The 21,376-nt window shown below is 44.2% G+C and carries 20 protein-coding genes, 1 riboswitch and 1 other annotated feature; of the genes, 11 read left to right on the top strand and 9 right to left on the bottom strand.

Going from position 1 to position 21,376, the window contains the following annotated elements:
- Positions 1-58 precede the first annotated feature (58 nt).
- Positions 59-676, bottom strand: coding sequence for a high frequency lysogenization protein HflD (gene hflD, locus NL646_RS07430; protein ID WP_005459996.1), 618 nt, complete (start codon positions 674-676; stop codon positions 59-61).
- Between the two features lie 10 nt (positions 677-686).
- Positions 687-1,811 carry a tRNA 2-thiouridine(34) synthase MnmA gene (gene mnmA, locus NL646_RS07425; protein WP_005459992.1) on the bottom strand — a complete coding sequence of 375 codons (1,125 nt, stop codon included), beginning with the start codon at positions 1,809-1,811 and terminating at the stop codon, positions 687-689.
- Between the two features lie 189 nt (positions 1,812-2,000).
- Here mnmA and NL646_RS07420 point away from each other — a divergent pair, with 189 nt between their 5' ends.
- Positions 2,001-2,270 carry a hypothetical protein gene (locus tag NL646_RS07420; RefSeq protein WP_005459999.1) on the top strand — a complete coding sequence of 90 codons (270 nt, stop codon included), beginning with the start codon at positions 2,001-2,003 and terminating at the stop codon, positions 2,268-2,270.
- A gap of 117 nt (positions 2,271-2,387) precedes the next feature.
- Positions 2,388-3,692 (top strand): inosine/guanosine kinase, encoded by a 1,305-nt coding sequence (locus NL646_RS07415; RefSeq protein WP_005459989.1) that lies wholly within the window; start codon positions 2,388-2,390, stop codon positions 3,690-3,692.
- Positions 3,693-3,817: 125 nt separating this feature from the next.
- Here the strand turns inward: NL646_RS07415 and NL646_RS07410 are convergent, their stop codons facing one another.
- Positions 3,818-4,225, bottom strand: coding sequence for a DNA-binding protein H-NS (locus NL646_RS07410; RefSeq protein ID WP_005460020.1), 408 nt, complete (start codon positions 4,223-4,225; stop codon positions 3,818-3,820).
- A 597-nt stretch (positions 4,226-4,822) separates the two neighbouring features.
- Positions 4,823-5,003: riboswitch (Lysine riboswitch) on the top strand.
- Positions 5,004-5,116: 113 nt separating this feature from the next.
- On the opposite strand from NL646_RS07410, the gene tet(35) reads away from it, so the two are divergent.
- Positions 5,117-6,718, top strand: coding sequence for a tetracycline efflux Na+/H+ antiporter family transporter Tet(35) (tet(35), locus tag NL646_RS07405; RefSeq protein ID WP_005495724.1), 1,602 nt, complete (start codon positions 5,117-5,119; stop codon positions 6,716-6,718).
- Between the two features lie 105 nt (positions 6,719-6,823).
- Here the strand turns inward: tet(35) and NL646_RS07400 are convergent, their stop codons facing one another.
- Positions 6,824-9,196: a hypothetical protein gene (locus tag NL646_RS07400; protein WP_076664264.1), complete on the bottom strand. Its 2,373-nt coding sequence runs from the start codon at positions 9,194-9,196 to the stop codon at positions 6,824-6,826.
- Positions 9,197-9,372: 176 nt separating this feature from the next.
- Positions 9,373-10,326 carry a sigma-54-dependent Fis family transcriptional regulator gene (locus NL646_RS07395; protein ID WP_023585438.1) on the bottom strand — a complete coding sequence of 318 codons (954 nt, stop codon included), beginning with the start codon at positions 10,324-10,326 and terminating at the stop codon, positions 9,373-9,375.
- A gap of 364 nt (positions 10,327-10,690) precedes the next feature.
- Positions 10,691-10,828, top strand: a sequence feature (His leader region).
- Between the two features lie 54 nt (positions 10,829-10,882).
- Here NL646_RS07395 and hisG point away from each other — a divergent pair.
- The 8 genes from hisG to hisIE all read left to right on the top strand — a co-directional run bounded on the left by hisG (position 10,883) and on the right by hisIE (position 18,053).
- A complete protein-coding gene (hisG, locus tag NL646_RS07390; RefSeq protein WP_005480403.1) occupies positions 10,883-11,779 on the top strand; it encodes an ATP phosphoribosyltransferase in 897 nt (298 codons plus the stop codon).
- A gap of 5 nt (positions 11,780-11,784) precedes the next feature.
- Positions 11,785-13,080 carry a histidinol dehydrogenase gene (hisD, locus tag NL646_RS07385; protein ID WP_025516359.1) on the top strand — a complete coding sequence of 432 codons (1,296 nt, stop codon included), beginning with the start codon at positions 11,785-11,787 and terminating at the stop codon, positions 13,078-13,080.
- A 15-nt stretch (positions 13,081-13,095) separates the two neighbouring features.
- A complete protein-coding gene (gene hisC / locus NL646_RS07380; protein WP_253664044.1) occupies positions 13,096-14,136 on the top strand; it encodes a histidinol-phosphate transaminase in 1,041 nt (346 codons plus the stop codon).
- 65 nt (positions 14,137-14,201) lie between these two features.
- Positions 14,202-15,275 (top strand): bifunctional histidinol-phosphatase/imidazoleglycerol-phosphate dehydratase HisB, encoded by a 1,074-nt coding sequence (gene hisB / locus NL646_RS07375; RefSeq protein ID WP_005460048.1) that lies wholly within the window; start codon positions 14,202-14,204, stop codon positions 15,273-15,275.
- A gap of 26 nt (positions 15,276-15,301) precedes the next feature.
- Positions 15,302-15,916, top strand: a complete 615-nt coding sequence (gene hisH, locus NL646_RS07370) for an imidazole glycerol phosphate synthase subunit HisH (protein ID WP_021453955.1) — start codon at positions 15,302-15,304, stop codon at positions 15,914-15,916.
- A gap of 12 nt (positions 15,917-15,928) precedes the next feature.
- Positions 15,929-16,666, top strand: a complete 738-nt coding sequence (hisA, locus tag NL646_RS07365) for a 1-(5-phosphoribosyl)-5-[(5-phosphoribosylamino)methylideneamino]imidazole-4-carboxamide isomerase (protein ID WP_005495717.1) — start codon at positions 15,929-15,931, stop codon at positions 16,664-16,666.
- Complete coding sequence (gene hisF, locus NL646_RS07360; RefSeq protein WP_020840389.1) at positions 16,648-17,421, top strand: imidazole glycerol phosphate synthase subunit HisF; 774 nt, start codon at positions 16,648-16,650, stop codon at positions 17,419-17,421. Before hisA ends, hisF begins: the two co-directional genes overlap by 19 nt.
- Positions 17,418-18,053, top strand: coding sequence for a bifunctional phosphoribosyl-AMP cyclohydrolase/phosphoribosyl-ATP diphosphatase HisIE (gene hisIE, locus NL646_RS07355; protein ID WP_005460001.1), 636 nt, complete (start codon positions 17,418-17,420; stop codon positions 18,051-18,053). Before hisF ends, hisIE begins: the two co-directional genes overlap by 4 nt.
- Before the next feature lie 67 nt (positions 18,054-18,120).
- Here hisIE and NL646_RS07350 read toward each other — a convergent pair whose 3' ends face one another.
- The 4 genes from NL646_RS07350 to NL646_RS07335 all read right to left on the bottom strand — a co-directional run bounded on the left by NL646_RS07350 (position 18,121) and on the right by NL646_RS07335 (position 21,304).
- Positions 18,121-18,624: a YchJ family protein gene (locus NL646_RS07350; protein WP_033904930.1), complete on the bottom strand. Its 504-nt coding sequence runs from the start codon at positions 18,622-18,624 to the stop codon at positions 18,121-18,123.
- Between the two features lie 73 nt (positions 18,625-18,697).
- Complete coding sequence (locus NL646_RS07345) at positions 18,698-19,912, bottom strand: EAL and HDOD domain-containing protein (RefSeq protein ID WP_005459985.1); 1,215 nt, start codon at positions 19,910-19,912, stop codon at positions 18,698-18,700.
- Between the two features lie 108 nt (positions 19,913-20,020).
- The gene (gene lpxH / locus NL646_RS07340; RefSeq protein WP_025522418.1) at positions 20,021-20,749 is read right to left on the bottom strand and encodes a UDP-2,3-diacylglucosamine diphosphatase; all 729 of its coding nucleotides are present in this window, start codon (positions 20,747-20,749) and stop codon (positions 20,021-20,023) included.
- 60 nt (positions 20,750-20,809) lie between these two features.
- Entirely contained in the window at positions 20,810-21,304 is a 495-nt protein-coding gene (locus NL646_RS07335) for a peptidylprolyl isomerase (RefSeq protein WP_005487618.1), read from the bottom strand.
- Positions 21,305-21,376: the final 72 nt, after the last annotated feature.

Raw genomic sequence — 21,376 nt, 5'->3', positions numbered from 1 at the left:
TTGCGCGAGATTTGTTTTAGTCAAAAAAATTAGCTCGCGATGAACGCGAGCTATGGAATTACATTCTGGCTAACAGGATTTGAGCCTGTTCAACCATCTTCTTGCGTCCGAAGATTAAGTGGCGACGTTTGCCACCCACTTGACGCCAAAGTACCGCGCTACGGATGCCTGATAACAACAAAGCGCGAACTTTGTGTTGGTTGGCGGTTTGCTGCAATACCGATGGGGTGCCAGTTACTTGAATACGAGGGCCGATTGGGCTCACTACATCAAGATAAATGCTTGCTAGGTTGCTGATCATTTGATCTTCTAGCAATTCAAAGTGTTCTGTTTGGCGTTTCGCCATTTGGATGCGATCACCAAGCTGAGACATGGCATCAGTGCGTGCGGTTAGTTTACGCTCTAATGCCATAAGGCTAATGATGTAGCGGGTGATTTCACTGCCAGATGGGGTGCTATCAATCCCTTTCACCAAACACTCAAGGCCAAGTTTTAGGTCGGCTTCGCGACCGAATACGCCAATAGTATTGGCTGGGTTTGTGTTCAAAATGGCGTTCATGGATGTTTCAAAAGCATCTTGATCACAATGTCCGTTTCTCGCAACTTGTTGAACCAAAGCAACAGCTTGGCAAATACCAGCGAAAGCGATAGTACGGTCATAAAGTGTATTCGCCACGTAACAACTCCTAAGCTTGAGAATATTTAATGCGTTGCTCGATGATACCACCACCTAAGCAAACGTCATCTTTGTAGAACACGGCTGATTGACCTGGAGTCACGGCAATTTGTGGCTCATCAAAGATCACTTTAATGTTCTCGTCGTCGATAGGAATGATTGTACAAGGAATATCTTGTTGACGGTAACGAGTTTTCACTGTGCACTTCATAACATCGCGAATTGGTTCACGATCTACCCAGTGAAGTTGTGATGCAAGTAGACCTTCTGATTTTAGCATCGGGTGGTCTTTACCTTGAACGGCGATAAGCACGTTGCGGTCGAGATCTTTCTCACCTACGAACCATGGATCTTCATTACCACCGCCGCCTTTACGACCACCGATATGAAGGCCTTTACGTTGACCTAGTGTGTGGTACATCAAGCCTTGGTGCTGCCCGATAACTTCGCCTTCTGGCGTTTCGATGTTGCCTGGCTGAGCAGGAAGGTAACGGCCTAGGAACTCAGTAAATTTACGCTCACCGATGAAACAGATGCCTGTTGAATCTTTTTTCTTCGCTGTGATTAGACCTTGTTCTTCCGCGATACGGCGAACTTCTGGTTTTTCCAAATCACCCACAGGGAATAGGCTACGAGCAACTTGTTCGTGGCTTAGTGTGTACAAGAAGTAGCTTTGGTCTTTGTTGCTATCTAGGCCACGCAGCATTTGTGGCTTTTCGCCGTTTTCAGGGAAAGAACGACGCACATAATGACCCATGGCAATGTAGTCTGCCTCAAGCACTTCATCAGCGAATTCAAGGAATGCTTTGAACTTGATTTCTTTGTTACAAAGGATGTCTGGGTTTGGAGTACGACCTGCTTTGTATTCTGCAAGGAAGTATTCGAATACGTTATCCCAGTATTCTGCTGCAAAGTTGATGGTGTGTAGGTGGATGCCTAGCTTGTCACATACTGCTTGAGCATCGGCTAAATCTTCTGCTGCTGTGCAATATTCTTCGTTGTCATCTTCTTCCCAGTTCTTCATGAACAGGCCTTCTACTTGGTAGCCTTGTTGCTTTAGAAGATACGCAGAAACAGATGAATCAACGCCGCCGGACATACCGACGATGACTTTCTTTTGGCTGTTATCAGACATTACTAAACACCACTAAAATAAACGGGACGCAGATTCTAACAGAATCCACAGACCGGTGACAGATCCGAGATCGAAATCACAATTCGTTTTTGCTGCCTTTTTCCGCAACAGCATCACTAAATAGTAATTTCATAAGTATAGAGAGAATATATATGGCATAGTTGGCGAAAATCCAAGAGGACAATATAAATGAGTGACGAAAACCAATTTATGCAAGAAGCTGAGTTGATTGAAATTGTTGAGAATCAGCTTGAAGATGGGAACCCTATCAAAGTTAAAGAAACATTGATGCGTTTGATGATGACGGGTACACCAAGAGAAGAAGCGGTAGCTATGATGGCATGTGCTATGTCGATTGAAATCTTTGATGTAATGAAAAATGAAGGGGAGTTCAATTTAAAGCGTTACACTGAACACCTAAATCAGCTGCCTGATTTGAGCTTCATGGAAGGCGAATAAGTAACCCGGAAGAAAAAAGCATCCAGCAAACGTTTGCTATAATTGCTTTTATTGCCGCTTTATTATTAGCGGTATAGAATCCGTTCTCCTTTTCATCCCCTTACTCAGACTAACAATATGAAATTTCCTGGACAACGCAAATCGAAGCACTATTTTCCTGTTCATGCTCGTGATCCTTTGGTGAGCCAAGCACAAGAAAGCAAGAAGATGACGCGCACTCACATCATCGGTATTGACCAAACTTTGGTGGATATCGAGGCAAAAGTAACGTCAGATGTGATTGAAAAGTACGGTTTGAGTAAAGGTCACTCGCTGGTTATTGATGATGTAAAAGCAGAAGAGCTATACCAGCAACTAAAAGAAGAGAATCTGATCACTAACGAATACGCTGGTGGTACGATTGGCAATACACTTCATAACTACTCGGTTCTTGCAGACGATCGTTCTACGCTGCTTGGTGTGATGAGCCAGGATATCAAAATCGGCAGCTACGGCTATCGTTACCTTTGTAATACATCGAGCCGCATGGATCTGAATTACCTGCAAGGTGTTGATGGTGCTATCGGTCGTTGTTTTGCTTTGATCACTGAAGACGGTGAACGTACTTTTGCGATCAGCGAAGGTCAAATGAACCAGCTTCATCCAGACAGCATTCCTGAGAAAATTTTCAAAAATGCTTCTGCACTAGTACTGACATCTTACTTAGTTCGTTGTAAAGAAGGCGATCCAATGCCTGAAGCAACAATGAAAGCCATTGAGTTTGCGAAGAAGAACGACGTTCCTGTTGTATTAACGCTAGGTACTAAGTTTGTTATTCAAGATGATCCTAAATACTGGCAAGACTTTATTCGTGAACACGTTTCTGTTGTCGCAATGAACGAAGACGAAGCAGAAGCGCTAACAGGCGAAACTGATCCGCTAGCCGCTTCTGATAAGACGCTAGAGTGGGCTGATATGGTGTTATGTACCGCAGGTCCTGTTGGTCTGTTTATGGCGGGTTACACTGAAGACAGTGCGAAGCGTGAAACCACGTTGCCATTACTTCCTGGCTCGATTGCTGAATTTAATCGTTACGAGTTCAGCCGTCCGGCTAAAAAAGATGCTTGTCAGAATCCAATTCGAGTTTATTCGCATATTTCTCCTTACATGGGTGGTCCAGAGAAAATTAAGAACACAAACGGTGCGGGTGATGCTGCGTTGTCTGCTGTTCTTCATGACATGGCGGCGAATAAATACCATAAAGAAAATGTGCCTAACTCTAGCAAGCACAGCAATGAGTATTTAACTTACTCATCTTTTTCTCAGGTTTGTAAATATGCGAACCGTGCGAGCTACGAAGTTCTCGTGCAACATTCTCCTCGTCTGTCTCGTGGCTTACCAGAGCGAGAAGACAGTTTGGAAGAAGCATACTGGGAACGTTAATTCATATCGAATTAACCACTTTATAACTAATGTTAAAATGGCGTGTTTGAAAAAATACGCCATTTTTTATTTGCGCAAGACAAATAAAAAAGGCTCCCAACGGGAGCCTTTTTAAACAAGAACGATTAGATTAGGAAATCGTCTAGTGATTTACCTGCGTCAAGTTGCTCTTGAATTGCAGAAGGTGTACGACCTTGGCCTGTCCAAGTTTTTTCTTGGCCATTTGTGTCGATGTACTTGTACTTAGCTGGGCGAGGAGCGCGCTTAGATTTTGCTTTAGTCTTAGTTTCGCCAGATAGTGCGCTAATTAGTGCTTCAACGTCGATACCGTCTTGAGCAATTTTTTCTGCAATCTCTGCTAGCTTAGCTTCTTGTTGTGCTAGTGCTTCACGCTCTGCTTCTTCAGCTTCACGACGCTCTTCAACAACAGTAGTTAGTTTATCTAGAGCTTCTTCCAATTGTTCTAGAGTCAGCTCACGAGAAAATGCACGAAGGCTACGGATATTTAGAAGTGTTTTAGTCAGCTCTGACATAACGATTCCTATTAATAGGTTAACGTGTTTGGCATTTTTAATCGTTACGATTAAATAATACCAATCTACAAATAAAGATAAGTCCTTATATTTAACTTTATCTTTTCCTTATGTGCAAATGCTAAATCATGATTTTGTTTAAATTGAGCTATTTTTTGACTGAAAACTAATATTAATTAACTCGAAATAAATCTTAATAGATAGTGAATTCAAGTTTTACGTGATTATTCTAATCAAGCGAGTTATTGAATGGTGTTTTTTATAAAAGGCACGCTTTGTATTTGCGCAACAGAAAACGAAAGCTGTAATGTGTACGGTATTTGTTATTCATATTTCTTTAAATTATCGATATTAGATAATCCATGATATTTTTATGGTAGTAATAAAGTTTCATAAACAACCCAATTAACGTGATTTCAGTTGCACAATACTCAATTTGTTTGTTCGACGTTTATAAATTGAGTTGGCGATTATTTATTAGTTTAATTTAGTTTGATGTGTTGCATTGGTTCTCATCATAAGTACAATGGCTGCTACCTGATGCAATATTGCAGACAATTTGTTGTTAATTTGTACAATTAACGGTTAATTGTTTGTTGTTGCCGTAGAGGCGCAGTCTCGAAGAGTAGCTATTATTGGGGTGATGCCAATGAATAATAGTGGAAGGCGAAGATTGCCGAAGTAAGTCGTATATCAAAACGCCTTGCTGGGGTTGTATCTGAAAGGAACAACACTGCCATAGTATATTTACATTAAACTATGGAGCGCTACTGTAGGGTTGGGTGGAGTGTTCGCTTCCCTGTCGCTAAGTTCAACATGAGCACGTTTCTTATAAAGAAGGCGTGACTTGTCTGCAGTAGATCTCTAGCCAAACTTTGGTTTTTGAAGATCATGAATTTAATAGATTTTTCTCATTCTCCTGTTTCATTATTGCCTCCTATTGTTGCTCTGACATTGGCGATTCTGACTCGACGTGTATTAGTTTCTCTTGGTGTAGGTATCGCGCTTGGTGCGGTTCTACTTAACAGCTGGTCAATTGGTGGTACTGCAAGCTATGTAGGTACTCAAGTGTCTTCTGTCTTCATTGAAGATGGTGGAATTAACACTTGGAACATGAGCATTGTTGGTTTCCTAATTCTATTAGGCATGACAACGGCTCTATTGACACTTTCTGGCGGTACTCGCGCATTCGCTGAATGGGCACAGTCTCGTGTGAAAAGTAAACGCGGCTCTAAACTTCTTGCAGCCTTTTTAGGCGTATTCATTTTTGTCGACGATTACTTTAACAGTCTTGCTGTAGGTGCGATTTCACGCCCAGTAACGGATCGCTTCTATGTATCTCGTGCGAAACTGGCTTACATCCTAGATTCAACCGCTGCACCTATGTGTGTCATCATGCCAGCTTCTAGTTGGGGTGCTTACATCATTACTATCATCGGCGGTATTTTAGTATCACATGGTATTACTGAGTATTCAGCGCTTGGGGCGTATGTGCGTCTTATACCAATGAACTTTTACGCTGTATTTGCGCTGTTAATGGTGTTTGCAGTAGCGTGGTTTGGTCTGGATATCGGCAAGATGCGCGAGCATGAAATTGCAGCGTCTCAAGGTCGTGGTTTTGACAAAGACAAAGAGAACGACACTCAAGAAGCGCATGAGCTTAACGAAGAGTTGGACATTCGTGAGAGCGAAAAAGGTAAAGTCTCTGACTTAATCCTACCGATTGTTACGCTTATCATTGCGACAATTGCTTCGATGATGTACACCGGTGGTCAAGCGTTGGCTGCTGACGGTAAAGAGTTTGCATTGTTAGGTGCATTCGAGAATACCGATGTGGGTACGTCTCTGATTTACGGTAGCTTGCTTGGTTTGGCCGTTGCTCTGTTTACTGTTCTAAAACAAGGTCTACCACTGACTGAGATTACTCGTACACTGTGGATTGGTGCTAAATCGATGTTTGGTGCGATTCTTATCCTTGTGTTTGCGTGGACAATCGGTTCTGTTATCGGTGACATGAAGACGGGTTCGTACCTATCGACTATGGCTCAAGGTAACATTAATCCGCATTGGTTACCTGTAATCCTGTTCTTGTTGTCGGGTCTAATGGCGTTCTCAACCGGTACTTCATGGGGTACATTCGGTATCATGTTACCAATCGCTGGTGATATGGCGGGTGCAACTGACATCGCACTAATGCTTCCTATGCTAAGTGCAGTTTTGGCCGGTGCAGTATTCGGTGACCACTGTTCACCAATCTCGGACACGACTATTTTGTCTTCGACAGGCGCTCGTTGTAATCACATTGACCACGTATCAACTCAGTTACCTTATGCGCTGTCTGTTGCTTTGGTTTCATGTGTCGGCTTTATTGCACTTGGTATGACAACGTCAATCGCGTTCTCTTTCATTGCAGCGTCGATTACATTCGTTATCGTCTGTGCTGTTCTATCCTGGTTGTCGAAATCGAAAATAGCATCATGTCAGAGTGCTTAATGGCAATATGATTTGTTGAAAAGAGGAAGCTCCGCTAGTAACTAGCGGAGCTTTTTTTTAACGCGATTTAGGTGAGGGGGGCAATCGCGTTTTTGGGGATAACCTTTAAGATTCTGGCTGTGTGAAGTCAGGTGTTGGACAGTCTTCATACGACGATGGCAGAATTGGAACATCATCGTTGTTATTCAAACCATCCAAAACCGTCTTGATCTGATCAATTTGATTGATGTCTGAACCTTCCCAAGCACTGACCGCGTTACTAATGATATCTCCAATAGACATCCACTGATCGCCAAACCAAATAACGGTAGTTTGGGTTAAACCTTCAGAGGTTGGACGATGTCGAGTGTTAAAGATAAATGCGAGTAGTTGCTGAGCTAGCTGCTCTTTATGCTCGTTAAGGTCCGCGTTGCCATTGCTATCGACCAAGAATTGTGACACTTCGGATTGCCAAGTCCCGGCCATCCAAATAGCAGAATCGCCGCTAAATGCTGCTTCAACTGGCTCTCCACCAGTAAATTTACCGTCAAATGGCTCGTCACCAGCTCCAAAGTAGTTACTTGGAGAGGCGTAAGGGGCTAATCCATTCACATATACTCTGTCGGCTTCAGTTAGTTCACTTAAGCCATTTTTGTTGTGCCAGTAACCTTTGGTGTCAAAGTCTGCAGTGATTTCACAAATGTTATTGAAGTGCACTTCATTACCATTAAGTGCGTCACTGCGGTTGTAAACTTCACCGATAATGAGAGGGACGCCATTTTCCATTTTCATGACAGATTTTACGTCGAACGAAATGGTGTGATCACTGGTATTGTTCCATGCAGCAGAAAGGCTTTCGCTCACTTCATAAGGCGCGGGATCTTCACCGCGAACATTTGGAACGAGAACGAAGAATGTGGCACAGCCATCCTCTCCTGTCATCCGCTGTACGTAACCATTGGCATCGACTTCCGCTAAATTCTCGCCTTCTGGAAGAACACCGGCATCAAGAAGAAGTTGTTCTATCACTAAGAATTCACCATTTTCTGGATACCCAGGGTTGAATGGTTTAGGAACGGGTACACTGTCAGGTATGTAAAGGTTGACCGGCCAATTCGGAATCAAGCCTTCGCCTTCATCATGAATACCGTTACCGTTCATATCGAACGACTTACACACTTTAAGATTGGCAATACCGATAGAACCAAAACGGATGGTTAACACGGGATCATCATCAAAGGTTGGTTGAGCCCAAGCACTAGGCATGAAACCAACGTCATTCTCCTCATTACCGCTGGCTTCATCTGTGTCCTCACCAGCAGAACGTTTGATGGTTTCGTCGAAGTTGGTTTGACATGCTAGAGCGTTTGCAAAGCCTATATGCAGATCGCCATCTTCGAACGTCGGTGCAAAGTCTCTTAAATCTGCGAAGGTTGTGAAGTGAGTGAATGGGGTGTTCATTGCGGTAAAGCCAACTTTTTTCGCCCACCACATGAATTGGTCTAAGCTCCATTGATGGTCTTCAACCCCAAAAACACTAAACGTAATTGGCTCGTCAGGAGAATCATTGGAAAGTTTAGTATTACGCATACCACCCATTTCCATCGCTAAGTCACGAATACCGAACTCCCAATTAGGAATAACTTCATCGATGATAGGATCATATTGGCAGTTCAGGTTTCTGTCGTGGAACGCACGAAAAGCAATATCAAAGTTTGGCGGTTCTGGCTCTGCAGTCTTCGCTTTGAAGTTATCTGTTTTCGAGAATCGAGGGATAAATCCAAAGAACCCGGCACAGTTTTCACCAGTTTCTTCGCCATACAGGTCAGTACCTTCACAAGCGGCTTCTACGCTCGCTGCTGTGGATACCCAAGCTTTGTAAACCCCACCGGAGTTAGGTGTGTTGGCAAATGGAAATAGCTGTATGGTTTCTCCATCAGGCAGAGAAGTTGGGTCGACATCTAAATACTCACTTCCCAATTGATGTCGACATTCTATGTCTATCGATTGGGTGACCATTTTGCCGCGAACTTTAACTTCTTGAGTGATGGTGACGACGTCATTCATATATGTCACACCACCTTCACCGTCGAAATAGAAAAGACGACAGGCTAATGGTTCTGCGTAAAACTCTTCGGCGTTTCTAGCGTTCTTGCCTTTGATTTTTACATCTTGATAGCAGGTACCACCGTTGGTGTCTGCGCTATCTAAAGTACTTGATAACAAACATTTACCTGATGGATCGGTAACTTGAAAATAATACAAACCAGCAGGCAGTGCTGCGGCTGTTCTTGGGGCGTTAGGCCCTGGGCCTCCATCTAAAAATACTTCTTGTTTAGACTCGTAGCGGACATTTTCATTGACGATATCACCAGCAGGTGTCGTCGTGAATATTGCGCCGTCTAATCTAGCGAAAGCTGGTACAGCAAACATGATAGCTAACGAAGATATCGCAAGAGTTGTTGTCCTTAATTTGGATAAAAACCTGTTGATATTCATTTTTTGCTCCTGTGTCATCATGAGTGACGACACAGGATACAAAGGCAAAGAGTATGCCTATTTTAACTTATTGATTTAAAAGAGCCTTACATGACGTGTTTTATATGAAAAAGCTAAGTAAATGATATGCCGTGATTTCGTTGTTACACTGTGTTGCGTTACACATGTACACATTGTCAGATGTTGATATTGTACTTCTTAATCAGCCGATAAAGTGTTGTTCTAGAAATACCTAGATGGCGTGCGGCTGCGCTCATATTGTGTTTATTTTCTTCGATGGCCTGTAACAAATAGTCGAGGTCAATTTGATCAACAGAAGGGAGTAATTGCCTTTCACTGTTCTCAAGCCCTAAATCAGCAACGAGTAGGGTATTGTCTTCACACATGACAATTGCTCGCTGAATCACATTACGCAGCTCACGCACATTTCCAGGCCAACGATGTTTAAGCAGTTTTGCTTTCACTTCGTCGGACATGTTGTGTACTTGACCATGAGATAAATCTGTTAAAAAGTGCTCAGAAAGCATCAAAATGTCTTTGCCTCTTTTTCGAAGTGGAGGAATGGTCAGCGGTAATATATTGAGTCGATAAAATAGATCCTCCCTAAATTCTCCTTGTACGACTTCGCTTTTTAAATCCACGTGGCTGGCGGCAATCACACGACAATCAACATCGATAAATTTATCCGCACCTACTTTGTGTATTTGTTTGCTTTCTAAAAAGTGAAGGAGATGTATTTGAAGATCCGAAGGCATATCTCCAATCTCATCGAGAAATAAAGTGCCTTTGTGTGCTTTTTGAATAAAACCAATCCGGTCAGAAATGGCACCTGTAAATGCACCTTTTTCGTGGCCAAAAAGTTCGGAAGCAATCAGGCCACTTGGAATCGCACCGCAGTTAACCTCTACAAAGGGTGATGAGCGTCGACTAGATAACTGATGGATGAGTCGAGCACACAACCCTTTACCCACACCAGTTTCACCTTGTATGAGTACTTCAGCGTCACATTGCGCGTACTTTTTAATGGCATTTCGAAGCTCGTGGATACAAGCGCTATTCCCAATAAGAGGATATAGCTCCGCCTCGCTGAATTGCACCGTTGGTTTGGTACTACCTTTTCGCAGTTTCATCATTAATCACTATTTTTGCCCCACTGAAATAATAGTTTTGAATTAGCCGTCTCAATCGTGAGTGAATGTCTCTTTATTGAGAAGTTTGTTAATTACTGTGGATGGTAAAGTCTAAATGTTTGTTTCGGGGAAAATTTATACTAGGGACTTTTTTTGCTAGGAAAATCGTTGTATAGCAACTTCATTTCTTGCACTCTATCGCAATGAAACTAAAAATAAATACTTAAAAAACATAGACTTGAAAAAATAGTTAAGAAAAGTTCAATTTCGGTATTGAAAAATTAAGAATCCTTGGTTAGTGTGGTTACTAACGAAGCAACTAACTAAAGTCTTAAATAAGTATGCGTAATTTTGTAATGAACATTCATCACCATCATCACCCAGCCTAGTCTTTCGGGAGATGTACGCATACCCGGGAGGCAGGAAACTCCCGGAGGTGAAAATCAAAGTAAGAACAGATTTTAAACCCTCGGGAGACGCCAATCTCTCGAGGGTTTTTTAGTTTTACTGGTTTAAAAATTACTTAGATATCAAAATCTTGCACAGGGATAAAGCAATGCAAACACAACGCTTGAGAATCGCAATTCAGAAAAAAGGTCGTCTTAGCAAAGAGAGCCAAGCTCTACTAAAGCAATGCGGCGTGAAATTTAACGTAATGGGTGAGCGTCTTGTTGTTCACTCAGAGAACATGCCAATTGACTTGCTTTTGGTTCGTGACGACGACATCCCTGGCTTGATCATGGATGGCGTGGTTGACCTTGGTTTCATCGGAGAAAACGAACTAGAAGAAGTTCGTCTTGATCGCAAAGCTTTGGGTGAGCCATGTGAGTTTGTTCAACTTCGTCGACTGGATTTTGGTGGCTGCCGTTTGTCCATCGCCATCGATAAAGATGAAGAATACAACGGTCCACAAGATCTCGCAGGCAAACGCATCGCAACGACTTACCCTCAACTTCTTAAAGCGTACATGGATGAAGCCGGCGTGCCATTCTCAACCTGTATGCTCACTGGTTCTGTGGAAGTTGCGCCACGAGCGGGCTTAGCGGATGCGATTGCAGATTTGGTTTCTACAGGTGCAACATTAGAAGCAAACGGCCTGAAAGAAGCCGAAGTCATCTTCAGATCCAAAGCGACGCTTATCCAACGCATTGGTGAGTTCGACGCAGACAAAGCAGAGTTGATCAATAAATTGCTAACTCGCATGCAAGGCGTTCAACAGGCAAAAGAGTCAAAATACATCATGCTGCACGCACCAGCTGGAAAGTTGGAGCAAATTAAAGCATTACTGCCGGGCGCAGAAGATCCAACTGTTTTACCACTATCAGCAGACAAACAGAAAGTTGCCGTTCATTTGGTGAGTACAGAGAATTTGTTCTGGGAAACCATGGAACAGCTAAAAGAACTGGGTGCGAGCTCAATTCTAGTACTACCAATTGAAAAAATGATGGAGTAACGGCAATGAGAACTGTTGTATGGCAATCACTGAGTGAAGAGCAACAAGATGCAATTTTAGAGCGTCCTGCCATTGCGGAAGGCGCGAATATTACCGCTGCAGTTGCGGATGTGATCGCAAAGGTGCGTACTCAAGGTGACGCAGCGCTATTAGAACTTACAGAAAAGTTTGACCGTGTAAAACCGGAATCAATCCGAGTTCCATCCAAAGAAATTAATGCGGCTTCAGAGCGCCTTTCTGCGGAAATGAAACAAGCACTAGAGCAGGCTTACAGCAACATTGCTAAATTTCATAAAGCGCAAAAGCCACAACCAATTAAAGTGGAAACACAACCTGGTGTGATGTGTGAGCAAGTGACACGTCCCATTCAAAAAGTAGGGTTGTATATTCCTGGTGGTAGCGCACCATTGCCATCGACAGTATTGATGCTGGGCGTGCCTGCAAAAATCGCTGGTTGTCGTAAAGTGGTGCTTTGTTCTCCTCCGCCGATTGCAGATGAAATTTTGTACGTTGCCAAGTTGTGCGGCATTGATGAAGTTTACAATGTCGGTGGTGGACAGGCGGTCGCTGCTATGGCTTACGGTACGAAAAGCGTCGCCAAAGTGGATAAAATTTTTGGCCCGGGTAACGCCTATGTGACGGAAGCAAAACGTCAAGTAAGCAATGACTTCCGTGGTGCTGCGATTGACATGCCGGCTGGCCCTTCTGAAGTTCTTGTGATTGCAGACGAAACCGCAGATCCAGACTTCATCGCAGCAGACTTGTTAAGCCAAGCTGAGCACGGCCCTGATTCACAGGTGGTTCTTGTGACACCATCACCAATTGTCGCGGATCAAGTAACGGATGCTGTTCAGCGTCAACTAAAAGCCTTGTCTCGAGCAGACATCGCGCAGAAGGCGTTGGCTTCAAGTCTGATTATTATTTCTGAGTCAATCACACAAGCGGTTTCTATCTCTAACTACTACGGCCCTGAGCACTTAATTGTGCAAACGAAGAACCCGCGTGAGCTACTTCCACTACTAGATAATGCGGGTTCAATCTTTCTTGGCGATTGGTCTCCTGAATCTGCAGGTGATTATGCGTCGGGAACTAACCACGTGCTTCCAACTTACGGGTATACTCGTACTTACTCAAGCCTTGGCCTTGCCGACTTTTCTAAACGAATGACAGTGCAAGAGTTATCGGCTGAAGGTTTACAGAATCTCGCTCCGACTGTGGTTACGATGGCGGAGGCGGAAGGTCTCGACGCTCACAAACGTGCAGTCACCATCCGAGTAGAAAAGCTGACCAAAAATAGATAATAAGAGAGTAAAGAGATGGAAAAGCTAGCACGCAAACAAGTTCAAGAATTAACCCCGTATTTATCTGCTCGCCGAATTGGCGGCACGGGTGACGTTTGGCTCAACGCCAATGAATCTCCATTTAATAATGAGTATAAAACGGATTTTGCTCGCCTAAACCGCTACAGCGAATGCCAGCCAAAAGCGCTTATTTCTGCTTACGCTGCCTACGCGGGTGTAAAGCCAGAACAGACGCTTACTTCTCGTGGTGCTGACGAAGGTATCGAGCTGTTAGTTCGCGCTTTCTGTGAGCCAGGACAAGACGCGATTTTGTACTGCCCCCCGACTTACGGTATGTACGCAATCAGTGCTGAAACCATTGGTGTTGAACGTAAGATTGTACCGCTAACATCGGATTGGCAGCTTGACCTTGCTGGCATCGAATCCAATCTCGATAACGTCAAGCTGGTTTTTGTTTGTTCGCCAAACAACCCAACCGGTAACCTCGTTAAGCGTGAAGATATTGTCTCTCTGCTTGAGATGACAAAAGACCGAGCAATCGTGGTCATGGATGAAGCGTACATCGATTTTTGCCCTGAGGCGTCAACGGTGGATTTGTTAGCTCAATATCCAAATCTCGCTATTCTACGTACGTTATCAAAAGCGTTCGCGCTTGCAGGCTTACGTTGTGGTTTCACGCTTGCAAACGAGGAGCTAATCAACGTCCTACTTAAAGTCATCGCGCCGTACCCAGTACCAGTGCCTGTTGCTGAAATTGCGGTTCAAGCCTTGTCAGAAGCAGGTTTGGCTCGAGCGAAATTCCAAGTCCTCGACCTTAATGCAAACCGCGCTTATCTGCAGGTTGGTTTGTCGATGATTCCAGGATTGCAAGTTTTCGAAGGGTGGGGCAATTATCTATTGGTTAAATTCCCAGATGGTGATGCGCTGTTTAAAGCGGCGTGGGATACCGGAATCATTCTACGTAACTCACCAATTGAAAACTGCGTGCGTATCAGCGTTGGTAACCGCGACGAGTGTGAAAAGACACTGGGTTTCATTAGAAACTACTATTCATAAATAGAATTCTCAACGTTCTCGGTTTATGCCGAGAACGAAACAAGATTAGTAATAAGGAAGTTCGAGTGAGCAAGCAACAAAAAATCCTATTTATCGACCGAGATGGCACGCTGATTGTCGAGCCACCGATTGATTTCCAAGTTGACCGCTTGGATAAGTTAAAACTAGAACCGTTTGTTATTCCAAGCCTGTTGTCGTTGCAGGATGCGGGATACCGTCTAGTGATGGTGACAAACCAAGATGGTCTAGGCACAGACAGCTACCCTCAAGAAGACTTCGATGCGCCACACAACATGATGATGGAGATCTTCGAGTCTCAAGGTGTGAAGTTCGATGATGTGCTGATTTGTCCGCACTTTGAAGAAGACAACTGCTCTTGTCGTAAGCCTAAATTAGGCATGGTGAAAGAGTATCTTCAAGGCGGTAAAGTGGATTTCCAAAACTCTGTCGTGATTGGTGACCGTCAGACGGATCTGCAATTGGCGGAAAACATGGCGATTCGCGGCATTCAATACAATCCAGAAACCATGGGTTGGAAGCAGATCTTGAAAGATCTAACGGTAAAAGCACGGGTTGCCGAAGTGATTCGTACTACTAAAGAAACCGACATTAAAGTTGCCGTTAATCTGGATGAGCAAGGTGGCAATGATATCTCAACAGGTCTTGGTTTCTTTGACCACATGCTGGATCAAATTGCCACTCACGGTGGTTTCCAAATGGTGTGCAAAGTCGACGGTGATTTACACATTGATGATCACCACACGATTGAAGATACCGCATTAGCCCTTGGTCAGGCATTAAAAGAGGCGTTGGGCGATAAGCGCGGCATTGGTCGCTTTGGTTTCAGCCTGCCGATGGATGAGTGCTTGGCGCAATGTGCGTTGGATTTGTCTGGTCGTCCTTACCTGAAATTTGACGCGAAATTTAGCCGTGATCAAGTTGGAGACTTGTCGACAGAGATGGTGGTTCACTTCTTCCGTTCTTTAACTGACACACTAGCGTGTACGCTGCACCTTTCTTCTGCTGGCGATAATGATCACCACATCATTGAGAGCCTATTCAAAGCGTTTGGTCGAACGTTACGCCAAGCAATCAAGGTGGAAGGTACGGAGCTGCCAAGCAGCAAAGGCGTGCTTTAAGGCTCACGTGAGCAAGGAGAAAAACAGTGACAGAACAAAAAGTTGTCATTATCGATACGGGCTGTGCCAACGTTTCTTCGGTGAAGTTTGCCATTGAACGCTTAGGCTATGGCGTAACGATTTCCAAAGATCCTCAAGTGGTGTTGTCAGCAGACAAGTTGTTCCTACCTGGTGTGGGTACAGCAAGCGAAGCGATGAAAAACCTTGAAGAGCGTGATCTTATCAATCTCGTTAAGCAAGTTGAAAAGCCATTGCTTGGTATCTGTTTAGGTATGCAGTTATTGGGTAAGTTTTCTCAAGAGAAAGGGCAGAAAGCCGACGAGTTAGTTGAGTGTCTTGGACTTTGTGATGGCGAAGTGAAGCTGCTACAAACTGGCGATTTGCCACTGCCACACATGGGGTGGAATACCGTTTCTGCAAAAGCAGGCAATCCGTTGTTCAAAGACATTGAAGAGGGTGAGTACTTCTATTTTGTGCACAGCTTTGCGATGCCTGTTGGAGACTACACCATTGCAGAATGTGATTACGGAAATCCATTCACTGCTGCGGTTCAAAGTGGTAACTATTATGGTGTGCAATTCCACCCAGAGCGTTCTTCAAAGGCGGGCGCGAAGCTTATTCAAAACTTCTTAGAATTATAAAAGGGATTTAGTGTGATTATTCCAGCTCTTGATTTAATTGAAGGACAGGTGGTTCGCCTTTATCAAGGTGATTACGGCCAAGTAACCGAGTACAAAGTCGACCCAGCAGAGCAGTTCAACTTGTATCACCAAGCAGGGGCTAACTGGCTGCACTTGGTGGATCTGACGGGCGCGAAAGATACATCTGCGCGCCAACTTGATTTGATTGCAAAGCTATTAGCAAGCACGCCTGCGAACATCCAAATCGGTGGCGGTGTGCGTACCGAACAAGACGTTGTGGACTTATTAGAAGCGGGTGCACAGCGCGTTGTGGTTGGTTCAACCGCAGTAAAACAGCCTGAGTTAGTAAAAGGTTGGATGGAAAAATACGGTGCAGAGAAAATCGTTCTCGCGTTGGACATCAACATCGACCAAGACGGCACGCGTAAAGTGGCGATCTCTGGTTGGCAAGAAGATTCAGGCGTGACTATTGAAGCTCTGATCAATGATTACTTAACGGTAGGTCTACAGCACGTGCTGTGTACTGACATTTCTCGTGACGGTACGTTAGAAGGCTCAAACGTAGAGCTTTACGTCGACCTATGTAAACAGTACCCACAAGTGCAGTTCCAATCTTCAGGTGGTATCGGCTCATTAGCGGATATCGAAGCGCTAAAAGGCAGCGGTGTTGCAGGCGTGATCGTTGGTCGCGCGTTGTTAGATGGCAAGTTCACAGCAGAGGAGGCATTTGCATGCTGGCAAAGCGAATAATTCCATGTCTTGATGTTCGTGATGGACAAGTGGTGAAGGGCGTTCAGTTTCGCAACCACGAGATCATCGGTGACATTGTTCCTCTCGCTAAACGCTACGCTGAAGAAGGTGCTGATGAGCTGGTATTTTACGACATCACTGCATCAAGCGATGGTCGTGTAGTAGATAAAAGTTGGGTGGCTCGTGTCGCGGAAGTGATCGACATTCCTTTTTGTGTGGCTGGTGGTATTAAATCCGCAGAGGATGCTGCACGTATTCTGGAGTTTGGTGCAGACAAAGTCTCTATCAACTCGCCTGCGTTGGCTAACCCGCAGCTTATTACTGATTTAGCAGATAAATTTGGCGTTCAGTGTATTGTTGTTGGTATCGATTCCTACTACGACAAAGATACTGGTAAATATCAGGTTTACCAGTTTACTGGCGACGAAGAACGTACAAAGGCGACGAAGTGGGAAACGCGCGATTGGGTACAAGAAGTGCAAAAGCGCGGCGCTGGTGAAATCGTACTCAACATGATGAACCAAGACGGCGTGCGTAACGGTTACGATATTGAACAGCTCAATATGGTACGCGAAGTGTGTAAAGTTCCTCTGATCGCTTCCGGTGGTGCAGGTGCCATGGAGCATTTTGCAGAAGCATACCAAAAAGCAAACGTGGATGGTGCGCTGGCCGCTTCGGTATTCCACAAACAAGTCATCAATATTGGTGAACTAAAGCAGTATTTGAAACAACAAGGCATTGAGGTACGACTATGAGTTTTAAAGCCGCCGAAGTCAGTTCGCTGTCGGAGCGAATCAATTGGGAAAAGGTGGATGGCTTGGTACCAGCCATCGTACAAGACTTCCAATCGAGCCAAGTTCTTATGATGGGTTACATGAACCAAGACGCGCTAGCAAAAACGGGTGAAACGGGGCAGGTGACATTTTTCTCACGCACTAAAGAGCGTTTATGGACTAAAGGTGAAACGTCTGGCAATGTTCTTCAACTCGTGAATATCTCTCTAGATTGTGACAATGATACTTTGCTGGTTCGAGTGAATCCGATTGGGCCAACTTGCCACACAGGCACAACAACGTGTTGGGACGGCGATGCGCAAGAGGAATCACAAATGGTGTGGCTTCATCAACTTGAGCAGCTACTGGCTGCCCGCAAGAGTGCCGATCCAGACTCCTCTTATACAGCCAGCCTTTATGCCCGTGGTACCAAGCGTATTTCGCAGAAAGTGGGCGAAGAAGGCGTTGAAGTCGCGCTTGCGGCGACGTCGGGCGATAAGGCGGAGTTAGTGTGTGAATCTGCAGATTTGATCTATCACTTGTTGGTGCTATTACAAGACCAAGGTTTATCAATGAACGATGTGGTGAATAAGCTTAAAGAGCGTCACAAGTAGTTCAAATCAAAGAAATAAAACAAAGGCTTCCATTTGGAAGCCTTTGTTTTTTCTTGATAGTGCGATTTTATCCGCAGCACTTTTTAAATTTCTTACCGCTGCCACAAATACATGGATCGTTACGGCCTACTTTTAAGCTGCTGATGGATTGATTAAGTCGTGGATCTTGCTCTGGTTCTTCTTTAGGGAAGGTGCCATCAATGTAATACCACAACCCATCTTCTTTCACGAAGCGTGAACGCTCGCTCAGGCAGTAGCGTTGGCCGTCTTCATTGAAATAGGCGTTGAACTCAACAAAGCCTTCATTTTCATGGCTGCCAGCTTCTGCTTTGACGACTTCCAGTTTGCACCAATCGCTGTCGATCGATTGTGCGATACCTTCACGTTGTTCTTCTGCGTTACAACTTGGGTGATATGTTTTCACAACGTAGTCAACGAGGCCTAGCACATGAGCGCTATAGCGAGAGCGCATTAACTGTTCTGGTGTTTTGACGTCAGCGTGATTGTTGTGCGCAATTTCGCAACACTGTTGGTAGGTACGGTTAGCGCCGCAAGGACAAGAAGAAGCCATAAGATGAAATCTCGTTAGGTAAAGCGATGAAACAAATAATCCCAATAGAGTGGGAGAGAAGCATTATAGCGAGTTAAGGTGTTTGAGAAAGCAGTTCTTGAGCCCACTCTGTCGATTCATTGAACGCATCAGCTAGCTGAGTTTCCGTTAACTTCAATACAGAGCAGTATCTTTCAGCCAGTTCCCAATCTGCTTGTTCGTAAGCAATACACATAGAAAGGAGATACCCAAGCACACCTTTTCGACTTGTCAGGGCGAGCTTGATGTCTTCATCGACGGGAATGTCTTCAATCACATCCGACAGAGGCTGATCGAGAAGCGAGCCTAATAATGAGAACATACCAGTCAGAAAGGCTTGTCCAGGATCGTACTTGGTTTTCATTTGGCTAAGCAAAATTTCACACATACGAGCGCGTTGAATAGCAAGCGAGTAGAGTGAATCGGGCTTGTCCTCTTGCACAGAAGCGATTGCAACCAGTGAAATAAAGCGTCGTAAACGTTCTTCGCCCAGATAAATCAGCGCCTGTCTAAACGATTTGATTTTGGTTGTGAGCGTGTAACCCGAGTTGACGTAAGTGAGCAACTTATAGGAAAGCGTCACATCAATAGAGAACAGACGCTCCACTTCATTGAAGTCGATGGGCTTATCAGCAATCTCTTTACACAACTGGATGACGGTTAAAAACGCCGGGTTGAGGCGCTTCTTTTGGATCATTTCTGGTTTACTAAAGAAGTAACCTTGAAAGTAGTTAAAACCAGCGTCAAGCGCTTGTTCAAACTCTTCATAGGTTTCGACTTTTTCAGCCAAAAAATCGATATTAAACTGGCTCAATGCTTGGATGAAAATTGCCGCTTTTTCAATTGGTACTAAACGAATATCAAATTTGATCATCGATACGTACGGAAGAAAGCGTTTCCAAGCCTTAGTTGGTACAAAGTCGTCGAGTGCAATTCGGTAGCCGCATTCGTGCAGATGTTTTATTGCATCGAGAAGCTCTTGCGTAGGCTCACAATCTTCGAGCACTTCAATGACCAGAGAATCTTTCGGAAACAGTGTCGGAACAAGGTTGACCAAGCTTTGGTGGGGAAAGTTAACAAAACCGAGTTTGTTACCTAAGGTGTTGTAATGCGTCGACAAAAAATGATCAGATAGCAGTCGACTAGTAGCAAGCTCAGGTTCTACTTCAGGGAAGGTATTTTTGGGGCCGTCTCGAAAGAGAAGTTCGTAACCTATGGTTCGCTTTTCTCTGTCTAGAATCGGTTGGCGAGCTACGTAAGAATACTTCAATTAGGTACTTCGTTCTGTTTAACTTAGTAATATGATAATAGCGATTTTTTACAAAATATCTACGCTTTGAATGCGAATCTTCTACATGTTCGACATGCTTAGCGTAAATTATGTGTTGAAAGGCCGGTTTTGCAGTTCAAAACCATCAGAATTCACTTGTAAAACTGAGCCTTGCGTATACCAGTCCCCTAAGACGATGCGCGTGTTTTTAGCACCATTTGCGTCAAAAAAATGTGTATTTGGGCGATGAGTGTGACCATGAATCATCAAGTTGACGCAATTCTGAGACATCACTTTTTCAACTTCGCTTTGATTCACGTCCATGATATCTAAAGACTTCATCTGTTTATCGTCGCGAATGTCTGATTGAACTTTAGAGACAATTTTTTTCTTTAAACACCATGGGATGCGTTTAAAGATCCATTGTAACCAAGGTTGATGCACAGTTTTACGAAATTTCTGATATTCCACGTCATCAATACACAGGGTATCGCCGTGTAAAATCACCGCTTTTGTGCCATATAAGTCGACGGTGCAAACGTCATCAAGCAAAGTGATGCCCGTCTCTTTACAAAAGCGTTCGCCCAACAAGAAGTCACGATTGCCTTGAATAAAGAAAACCGGGACACCTTGGTCGGTGAGCGTTTTGAACTCGGTACGAATTTGGTTTGCAAACGGTGTTTTGTCATCATCACCGACCCAAAACTCGAAAAGATCGCCTAATACATAAAGAGCTTCGGCATTTTTGGCTTCCGTACGCATAAATGTAATGAAACATTCTGTGATGTCAGGACGTGACGGCGTAAGGTGCAAGTCTGATATAAATAATGTCGTCATAGAAATAAGGGGAGGCGAAGCCTCCCCAATTACTTATCTCTTGGGAATAATTCGCAAGAATTACTCTGCGATTGTAGTACCAGTGATTACCACGTCTTCTAGTGGTACGTCTTGGTGCATGCCGTAAGAGCCAGTGCTAACGCCCTTGATCTTGTTTACAACGTCCATACCTTCTACAACTTCACCGAATACACAGTAACCCCAACCATCTAGGCTTTCGCTACGGAAATCTAGGAAAGTGTTGTTGTTTACGTTGATGAAGAACTGAGAGCTTGCAGAATGTGGTTCCATCGTACGAGCCATAGCAATCGTACCTACTTTGTTGCTTAGGCCGTTGTTTGCTTCGTTCTTGATAGGTGCACGTGTTGATTTTTCACGTAGACCTGATTCCATGCCGCCGCCTTGGATCATGAAACCGTCAATAACACGGTGGAAAAGAGTGTTGTCGTAAAAGCCGTCGCGGCAGTACTGAAGGAAGTTTGCGCTTGTCTCTGGCGCTTTCTCTTCGTTTAGTTGAATCTTGATGTCACCAAAATTAGTGTGAAGGGTGATCATGCTACTTTCCTTTACTGTGTTGTGTTGAGTCCGAGATTCTAGCCTAAGTTATAACGCATTAAAAACTCGAGA

Origin of the sequence: Vibrio sp. Y20_XG_PY13 (assembly GCF_024181925.1) — a bacterium.
GTDB lineage: Bacteria > Pseudomonadota > Gammaproteobacteria > Enterobacterales > Vibrionaceae > Vibrio > Vibrio parahaemolyticus.
The sequence above is the reverse complement of the archived record's forward strand: the minus strand, read 5'-3'. Positions and strand labels throughout refer to the sequence as shown.

Bases quoted from the DNA above. Each gene is read 5' to 3' on its own strand.
- mnmA (WP_005459992.1), bottom strand. From the start codon at position 1,811: ATGTCTGATAACAGCCAAAAGAAAGTCATCGTCGGTATGTCCGGCGGC.
- NL646_RS07420 (WP_005459999.1), top strand. From the start codon at position 2,001: ATGAGTGACGAAAACCAATTTATGCAAGAAGCTGAGTTGATTGAAATT.
- NL646_RS07415 (WP_005459989.1), top strand. From the start codon at position 2,388: ATGAAATTTCCTGGACAACGCAAATCGAAGCACTATTTTCCTGTTCAT.
- NL646_RS07410 (WP_005460020.1), bottom strand. From the start codon at position 4,225: ATGTCAGAGCTGACTAAAACACTTCTAAATATCCGTAGCCTTCGTGCA.
- NL646_RS07400 (WP_076664264.1), bottom strand. From the start codon at position 9,196: ATGAATATCAACAGGTTTTTATCCAAATTAAGGACAACAACTCTTGCG.
- NL646_RS07395 (WP_023585438.1), bottom strand. From the start codon at position 10,326: ATGAAACTGCGAAAAGGTAGTACCAAACCAACGGTGCAATTCAGCGAG.
- hisG (WP_005480403.1), top strand. From the start codon at position 10,883: ATGCAAACACAACGCTTGAGAATCGCAATTCAGAAAAAAGGTCGTCTT.
- hisD (WP_025516359.1), top strand. From the start codon at position 11,785: ATGAGAACTGTTGTATGGCAATCACTGAGTGAAGAGCAACAAGATGCA.
- hisC (WP_253664044.1), top strand. From the start codon at position 13,096: ATGGAAAAGCTAGCACGCAAACAAGTTCAAGAATTAACCCCGTATTTA.
- hisF (WP_020840389.1), top strand. From the start codon at position 16,648: ATGCTGGCAAAGCGAATAATTCCATGTCTTGATGTTCGTGATGGACAA.
- hisIE (WP_005460001.1), top strand. From the start codon at position 17,418: ATGAGTTTTAAAGCCGCCGAAGTCAGTTCGCTGTCGGAGCGAATCAAT.
- NL646_RS07350 (WP_033904930.1), bottom strand. From the start codon at position 18,624: ATGGCTTCTTCTTGTCCTTGCGGCGCTAACCGTACCTACCAACAGTGT.
- lpxH (WP_025522418.1), bottom strand. From the start codon at position 20,749: ATGACGACATTATTTATATCAGACTTGCACCTTACGCCGTCACGTCCT.
- NL646_RS07335 (WP_005487618.1), bottom strand. From the start codon at position 21,304: ATGATCACCCTTCACACTAATTTTGGTGACATCAAGATTCAACTAAAC.